Source organism: Streptococcus pseudopneumoniae, from assembly GCF_001074975.1.
Classification (GTDB): Bacteria; Bacillota; Bacilli; order Lactobacillales; family Streptococcaceae; genus Streptococcus; species Streptococcus pseudopneumoniae_D.
Genome location: NZ_JUUO01000040.1, coordinates 1 through 7,916 on the forward strand (window position 1 = coordinate 1; position 7,916 = coordinate 7,916).

The following is a 7,916-nucleotide window of genomic DNA, read 5'->3' on the forward strand; positions in this document are numbered from 1 at the left end:
CCACCAGCATAGCTGGTGGTTTTCTTGTTTTTCTCTACGAGAAAAACTGGCTTGAAGCCATAAAAATAACCGATTTCATTACTGAGAATCGGTTTTCTAATATATTTAATTAAGAAATAAACTTTATACATAACATAAATTATGTAACATACTCTACAACAACAAATCTTTGATTTTCCCAATTTCACTTTTTGGAATAACTAGGTGAATCATATCACCGAGATACATTCTGGTAGAGCCATTAACCGTTTGACTTTTTCCGTTATGAACTTGGGTTGTGATAAGGATATTGTGTGGCAAGTTGAGTTCGTGTACTTGTTTTCCTGCTATTTTGTCTGATACAGGAATTTCAATGAGGGTAACTTCTCCTTCATCTGATGCTTCTTCAGGCAGCATTTTTTCCAACATAGCCTCATAGACTGGCGCACCCTTGAGTAGATCCATGATGATGTAGGCGACCAAGGTTACTAATCCAAGTGGCATGAGGTTGCGAATATCTCCTACCATCTCAGTTACGAGTATCATAGCAGTTAAGGGAGCCTTGGATATTGCTCCAAAATAGCCACTCATTCCCAAAATGACAAATATAGGAAACTGATCTTGACTGACAAATCCAAGATTGACACAAATAACACCAACTAGGGCACCAAGTAAGGAGCCAAGCGCCAAAATTGGTAGGAAAATTCCTCCTGGAAGGCCACTTCCATAGCTAATCATGCTCCAGATAAAGCGGATCAAAAAGTAAACTAATAGAACTTGGAAACTAAAATCTTGCTCAGTTAGGGAAAGAACCAGCTGATTTCCACCACCGAGAATTTGTGGTAGAAAAATTCCTACGGGTATTATAAGGATAAAAGCTAAGATTGGATAATAAGCTCTATCTAATTGGATTTTTTGACCAAGCCAATCATAAACTTTGCCGACGTTTAATACAGCTTTCTCATAGAGAAAACCGGAAAGTCCTAGAAAAATCCCCATAAGGAGGTAAATCCAATACTGGTCTAAGGTCATGAGGGGGATATTATCAGGCATATCTAACACTGGCGTTAGACCAAATATGAGTAGCGAGACAAAGTTTGCTACGATGCTAGCTGCTAGAGTGGAGACCCAGAAAAATCGAGAAAAGTGATGATAGACTTCTTCTACGACAAAGAGGAGCCCCGCTATTGGTGCATTAAAGGCTGCGGCTAATCCTGCTGCAGCACCACTGGCAATCAAGGAACGTTCCTCCACTGGGCTGGATTTAAGCCACTTGGCAATACCTTTACCACCAACCGCTCCAAGTTGAATACTTGGCCCTTCACGCCCCAGCATGAGTCCACTGGCAATAGCAAGAATACCTAGCACGTATTTTTTCCAAAGAACGCCCCACCAGTTGAGGGTCATGAGACCTTTCAGTTCGGCTTCGACCTGAGGAATTCCTGAGCCTTTGATATCTTTTTCTGATCGTGTTAGTTTAGCACTGAGCAAACAGATGAGTATGTAAAATAAAACCAGTAGAAAAAGATTGCGCACTAGGTACGCTTGATCTTGATAAAGTCCTTGTATCAGGTGGAAGCCTTTTTCAATTAAGAAACGAAAGGATCCGACGATGATTCCAACTACGAGACCGACAGTGATTCCTCGTCCAACTTGGGATAATATGGTGCTCGAGGCAAAGGCAAATTCTTTCTTGGAACTGAGTGTTTCTGACTGTTCCTCCATAATCATTCCTTCTAACTTAACTTTCTTTTTCTCCTGAAACCAGCGATTTAATGGGTTCAAAGCTGGTCCGGTGAATTGGGGTAACTCCTAGTTTTTCCAGTCCTTCTAAGTGTTTAGCTGTTCCATATCCTGCATTTGCAGAGAAATCATAGCCAGGAAACTGCTGATCGTATTTCTTCATCAATTCATCACGTGTCACCTTGGCTACTATGGAAGCTGCTGCAATCGAGAGGGAATTAGCATCCCCTTTGATGATGGAAGTTTGTGAAATTGGTAATTCCAACTTCATTGCATCTATCAAAAGGTGCTCTGGTTGAGGACTAAGCTGGGAGATTGCTTCCTGCATGGCCAGTTTGGTTGCTTCATAGATATTGACTTGGTCGATGACCTGATTAGCCATGATACCAATGCCGATTGATAAGGCTTGGTCTTGAACTGCTTGGAAAATCTCCAGATGTTTCTTTTTAGGAATTTTCTTGCTGTCGTTGAGACCTTTAATCTTACAATTTTGAGGTAAAATAACAGCTGCAGCGACTACAGGACCAGCCAGAGGACCTCGGCCGACCTCATCAACACCTGCTATCAAGCTCAATCCTTGCTTATACAGTTCTTTTTCGTAGGAGAGCATGGATTCCAAACGAAGATCCTCATCCAGTTCAGCCTGAATGGCTTTTTTACGCTTGCTGATTTCCTTTTGAACTCCAGAGCGATTGTCCTTTTCGAGTTCCAAAAAAATAGGGCTATCAAGGTCCTTTACTGTAGCAAGGAGTTCTTTGATTTCTTTAATCGTCGCCATCAAGGTCTTCCAATGTATCTAAGGTATAGTTACCGAGTTTGCCATCGCGGATTTCCTTCACGAAGAGACTGTAAAAGCGGTCATAGTCGTCACGGAAACCGAGGGCGCGGGTCATGTCCATAATAATAACAGGCGCTTCTTCTTCAATTTTCATTTGTTTGAAGCGTTCAGCCAACTTTTCTGGATAATGTTCTTTGAAATAATTGAGACCAAAAATAGTTACCTCGTCCATAGGGAGCAACTGGTCTTTAATAGCTCCAGTCAAGGCCAATTTCAATGCAACAGTTTCATCCTCAAACTTAGGCCAGAGAATCCCAGGTGTGTCTAGGATTTCAAGGTCTTTATTGGTTTTGAGCCATTGTTGTCCTTTGGTAACACCTGGTTTGTTGCCGACAACGGCAATTTTTTTACCAGCCAAACGGTTCATGAGAGTTGATTTACCAGCATTTGGAATCCCGATAATCATGGTACGCAAGGTTTCAATCTTGATACCACGTTCTTTTTGGCGAGCAATCTTATCCGCCATGAGCTTTTTTGCTGCATCTGTTACAACTTTTACAGTTACTTGCTCTTTGGAGTTAATAGCCAGAGTCTGGATTCCTTGTGATTCAAAATATTGGCGCCATTCCTTGGTCATTGCTGGGTCGGCCAAGTCTGCCTTATTTAAAATCAAGAGTTTTGGTTTGTCACCAACAATCTTGGTCAACATAGGATTTTGACTAGATAGAGGTAAACGTGCATCCACCAAAATCGTCACAAAATCAACAAATTTTAAATTTTCCTGCACCTGTCGACGCGCTTTTGACATGTGGCCAGGAAACCATTGAATAGTAGCCATTGAGTTTTTTTCCTTTCATAGCAAGGGTTTAGAGCCCCTGTTTTATTTTACTATTATTTGAACATAAAGAGTTCTCAAATGAATGATGTCCAAACAGTTCTTGTTTTATGACATAGAAATCTACTTTATATTATATCATGCCTTCTCTATTTTGTCCGATGATAGCCTTTCAAGCACCCTATATAGAAAAAAGCCATCAATTGATGACTTTTCAGAAGGAGCAAAAAGCTGCTCCCTTTATATTTTAAACAATGGATTTAAGAAACCATCGGTGTTTTGTAATAATTTTTTATAAACTTTCCACTTGAGGTCTTCGGTATGCTTGAAACCGCCTTCTTTCAAGTCTTTCTCAACAGCAGTGTTAAATAATTCTTGGAGTTGAGCATAAGTTGAAATCTTAGAACCGTCTACATCAATCTCCACAAAGCCTTTCTGTGCTTTATCATAAACTTCATGATACCAATGTTTCTTCCACTCTTCGAGATTTTGGAATTGATTTTTAGAAACTTTCTTGATAATGAAGTCATCACCTAAAAGTCCACCATTTTCCTTATTCGCCTCACCTTTTAATTTGTTAGAAACATAAGGGATAAAGCCATTCTCATAACCATAGTAACCCCACATACGGAAAGTGTTGTGTTTAAAGGAAATAGAACCTACGGTGCTTCGACTCGTATTCCCGCCAAAGATACCTGCCATCATATTGACAGTTTGATAAGCACTATCAAAGCCTTCCGTACGGAAGCGACCGTTATTTGGCATACCATGAAGAGTTACAAAGTTATTATCTACCAACTTGTCAATGCTATCAATAGGTAATTTCTTCTCTTCTTCCGTCAAATCACGCAATTTGTCCCACTGGTGTGGTTCTCCAATTAAACGGTTTCTATCCGCATTGGTACGCCACTCTTTATCCATCTTCTTGAACCACTTAGAGTTATCAGATAACTTCTGATTAATAACGGCAGTAGCTTCTAAGTAATCTAACATCATCATAGACTCATTGTAGTTTTTCATATAACTATCAATCTTGTCTCGACTGTCTAACTTAGCTGGGTCATAATTGTAGTACTGCTCACCATCATTTTTACGCTCATAAGCCATGTTGATACCCAGAGCTTTATACTCACTATTCGGAGTAGATTTATCAGGGGTTTGTAACATACCTTGAGCAAAGGCTTCTAAGTCAGTACCTTCACGGTGTCTGTAACCTCCGTAGTAAACCATTCTATCGTTGACGTGAGTTGTTTCATGGGTGAAGGCTGAAATACCAAAGTCGTCTAACATTTTCGTAACCATGAAATACACTTGATCATCTTTATACGGATCGCCATAAATCTTAGCCATCGCTCCCATAGCTCCATTTACTTGATGCCAACGATCAGTCGGGCCGAATAGTTCACGAATAGGAGATACCACTGCACCACCTCGTCCATAACCTTGACGATTTGCGTCAGGAATACCGTCATACCACTGACTGTCCCACACAGGAGTCGGTACCATATTTTGACTCTTGAGGAGCTTATCACGTACACTTGGAAGAGCTAAACGAGACCAAAAGTCTAGGTATCTTTGTTGTGCTTTTGCTACTGAAATAATCTTAGGTTTTAAAGACTCTCTCGCTTCCTCTGTATTTTTACCATATCTCTCAAATGAACTATAAGCTAAAGTGTTATAGGTTGAAATCATAAAGATATGAGCTTTCTTTAAGTTGAGCAATGGTAAAATCATACGACCGTGAATATCATTGTTTAAACCATCAAATACACGGTGACGCTTATCTTTAAAGGCTTCTGTACTTGTTTCAGGTTCTACTACATAAACGTTTTTCGCAGAATGAATAAACCAGTCATTCAAATCTTTATCTTCTGTAAATAAACGCATGTTATAGTCTAAGAAGCTACGTAAATCACCTTTACCAGTTGCACCAGCAATCACTTCTTTGTAAGCATCTTGTGTACGGTCACCTTTTAAGAAATGCTCCCTTGAACCAATTTGAATCAAACGGTCTAGTACACTTGGTGTCTTACCATAGAAGTCCGGTTTGAACATCATGATATCCTTGATACTCAAATCACCATATTTGATATCATAGTAACGATTGAGATAAGTCAGTCCCATCATAATTTTTGCTTTGTTATCTTCAACTTTCTTAAGTAAAGCACGCTCGACTACTTCCCCACCGTTTAACTGATGATCTTCATTTTCTAAAATCTGACTAACAAGTTTTTCTAAGTTTCCTTTTACTTCTTCAAAGCTTTCTTCGAAATACAATCCTTTAATGTACTCAGTCTTCTTCTCAGGAGTATTTTGCCAAGGCTTCTCACGTTTATCCATCAAAGCACGAACTTCATCTGAAAGTAAGGTAACACTAGCTAACTTCTCTTTAATATCGCTTGCTAACTGGTTACGATTCTTCATAACCATATTTGGAGTATAGACAATGTTTTGACCTGCTACATCATACTCTTTTACTTGAGCTACTTTAGAGTCAGTTTTAGCAGTTACAGCTAACTCTTCTTTTGTACCATCAGCATAGTGAACCATAATCTTATCAATATCCGATAAATCAGTTACAAACTGCCCTGCTTTCATACCTGTTACAGACAGAACAGTTTTCTTAACAAGATTGGAATCATCTGTTAACTTATTCCCTTGGTTTACAATCCACTCTTTATTATAGAACGGTTGAAGTTTTTCAATGTTGCGATAGGCTTGTTCACGTTCAACTTTGTAATCTTGCGTTGTCTTATACTCATTATCCCGTGTTGTGAGAGCGTTGAGTTTATTTACAATTGGCTCTGTAATTGCATATTTATCTGCTGTGATAGCCAATTCTTTAATTTTCTTATCAGCTTCCTCTTGTGTTATAGGCTTAATACGATGCAATTCTTTAGAATGCTTGTATGATGAAGTACCCTTACTTACATCTTTTACAACGTAGTTTCTATTAACATTGTTACCAGTCCAATAAGGATCGGCACTGATATCATGTGAACCATAAAATATTTCTCCGGTTTCAACTTTCATCATTGAAACAGAATCTTCAATCGAACCATGCATGTTAAGACTTCCAACAGCACCGCCAACTTCAATTGGTTCTTCCACAACTATTGTACCTTTAACAACAGATTTTTTAATAGCTCCCTCTCTACCTACAGCATAGTTATCGCCTCCATTTTGCGACCAGTAAGCTATACCTGCAGCCTTAGCTTTCTTCCCTCGAATATTGGCATCTACATAAGCCTGCTCTACCAGCCCCTTCCAGTTTTCACCAACAATACCAGTCAAGAACGAACTACCTGTACCAATAGAGGTCACATTCCCAATAAAAGCTACATTTCTCAATGTACCGCCACTATCAATCTTATCAATAAATCCAGATACCCAGTTTCTACCTAATACGTTACCAGTCACTTTGACATCTTCAATTTTAGCGCCGCCTTTAATAGTGTCGGCAATCGGAGCAATTCGGTCTGCCCATGGCATATTTATGTCAACATTACCAAGATTAATATTCTTAATCGTTCCACCAATAACATTGCTAAATAACGGACGTGACAAGTTATGAATGGTATAGTGATTATCACCATCACTCAAGAGCTTACCTTTGAAATCTTTCGTAACATATGATTTACCAAATGCTGATACATTTGTGGCATTAAGGTCAGCACCCAATTTAAACTCGCCATTTGGATGTTCTTGCATATCTCTCACAAGTTCATTGAAATTGTAATATACATTATCAACTTTTGGAACTGGTTTTTCAATATAATGCACATACTTATTACGAACTTTCGTTGGGTCTGTATGTTGAATCAAATCTTGCGCTTCAGCAGTGATTTTATAAAGTTTTTTACCTTCTTCTGTCACCTCTTCAATAGAGTCAACAGCTAAACGAGTTACCTTATTATCGCGACTAGTGATTTTTAAGTACATTTTTTTAACATCTTCATCAGATGGTTTCTCATTCATAAAATCACTAGATGTTTCAGTACCATCGTCATTTACCTTCACTAAATTAGTAGATGCGATATTTTTAATTTCAACTTTTGTCAACTCTAAACGTAAAGGTTTTTCGTCCAATTTAGACGTTTCATCACCTTCACCACGGTTGTAAGTCATTGTTGTTGCAATTTTATAATCTTTGAATAAATCCAAACCTTGAACAGCATCTGACAATTTTTCTTTAGATAAGTCAACTCGCTTAACAACAGTATTCCCATCCTTAATCTCAGCTATAATGCTCTTGATTTCAGCATTATCTGTATTTTCAAGAGTGTAATCCAATTTAGCTGAACGATCCATCGCATCTTCTGTAACCTTATCCAAAGTCAAAGTTGGTGCAACTTTTGTAGTATATTCAGGTAACTCAGCTTGAACTTCAGGTTCACCCTTTTCGGTTACCACCGCTTCTGGTAAGGCTGGTTGAACTTCAGGTTCCCCTTTTTCAGTTACAACAGCTTCTGGTAACACTGGTTGAACTTCAGGTTCCCCTTTTTCAGTCACAACAGTTTCTGGTAAGGCTGGTTGAACCTCAGGTTCCCCTTTTTCAGTCACAACAGCTTCTGGTAAGGC

At 38.9% G+C, this 7,916-nt stretch carries 4 protein-coding genes; all 4 read right to left on the reverse strand.

Annotated features, from left to right (window positions below):
• Positions 1 to 153 precede the first annotated feature (153 nt).
• Positions 154 to 1,704, reverse strand: a complete 1,551-nt coding sequence (locus tag ADI86_RS02190) for a ClC family H(+)/Cl(-) exchange transporter (RefSeq protein ID WP_049531601.1) — start codon at positions 1,702 to 1,704, stop codon at positions 154 to 156.
• 16 nt (positions 1,705 to 1,720) lie between these two features.
• Positions 1,721 to 2,500, reverse strand: coding sequence for a ribonuclease HII (locus ADI86_RS02195; RefSeq protein ID WP_049531602.1), 780 nt, complete (start codon positions 2,498 to 2,500; stop codon positions 1,721 to 1,723).
• Positions 2,487 to 3,338 carry a ribosome biogenesis GTPase YlqF gene (gene ylqF / locus ADI86_RS02200; RefSeq protein ID WP_049531604.1) on the reverse strand — a complete coding sequence of 284 codons (852 nt, stop codon included), beginning with the start codon at positions 3,336 to 3,338 and terminating at the stop codon, positions 2,487 to 2,489. The genes ADI86_RS02195 and ylqF overlap by 14 nt, the downstream gene beginning before the upstream one ends.
• Before the next feature lie 237 nt (positions 3,339 to 3,575).
• A partial coding sequence (locus ADI86_RS02205; protein WP_049531605.1) for a ZmpA/ZmpB/ZmpC family metallo-endopeptidase occupies positions 3,576 to 7,916 on the reverse strand: 4,341 nt, incomplete at its 5' end.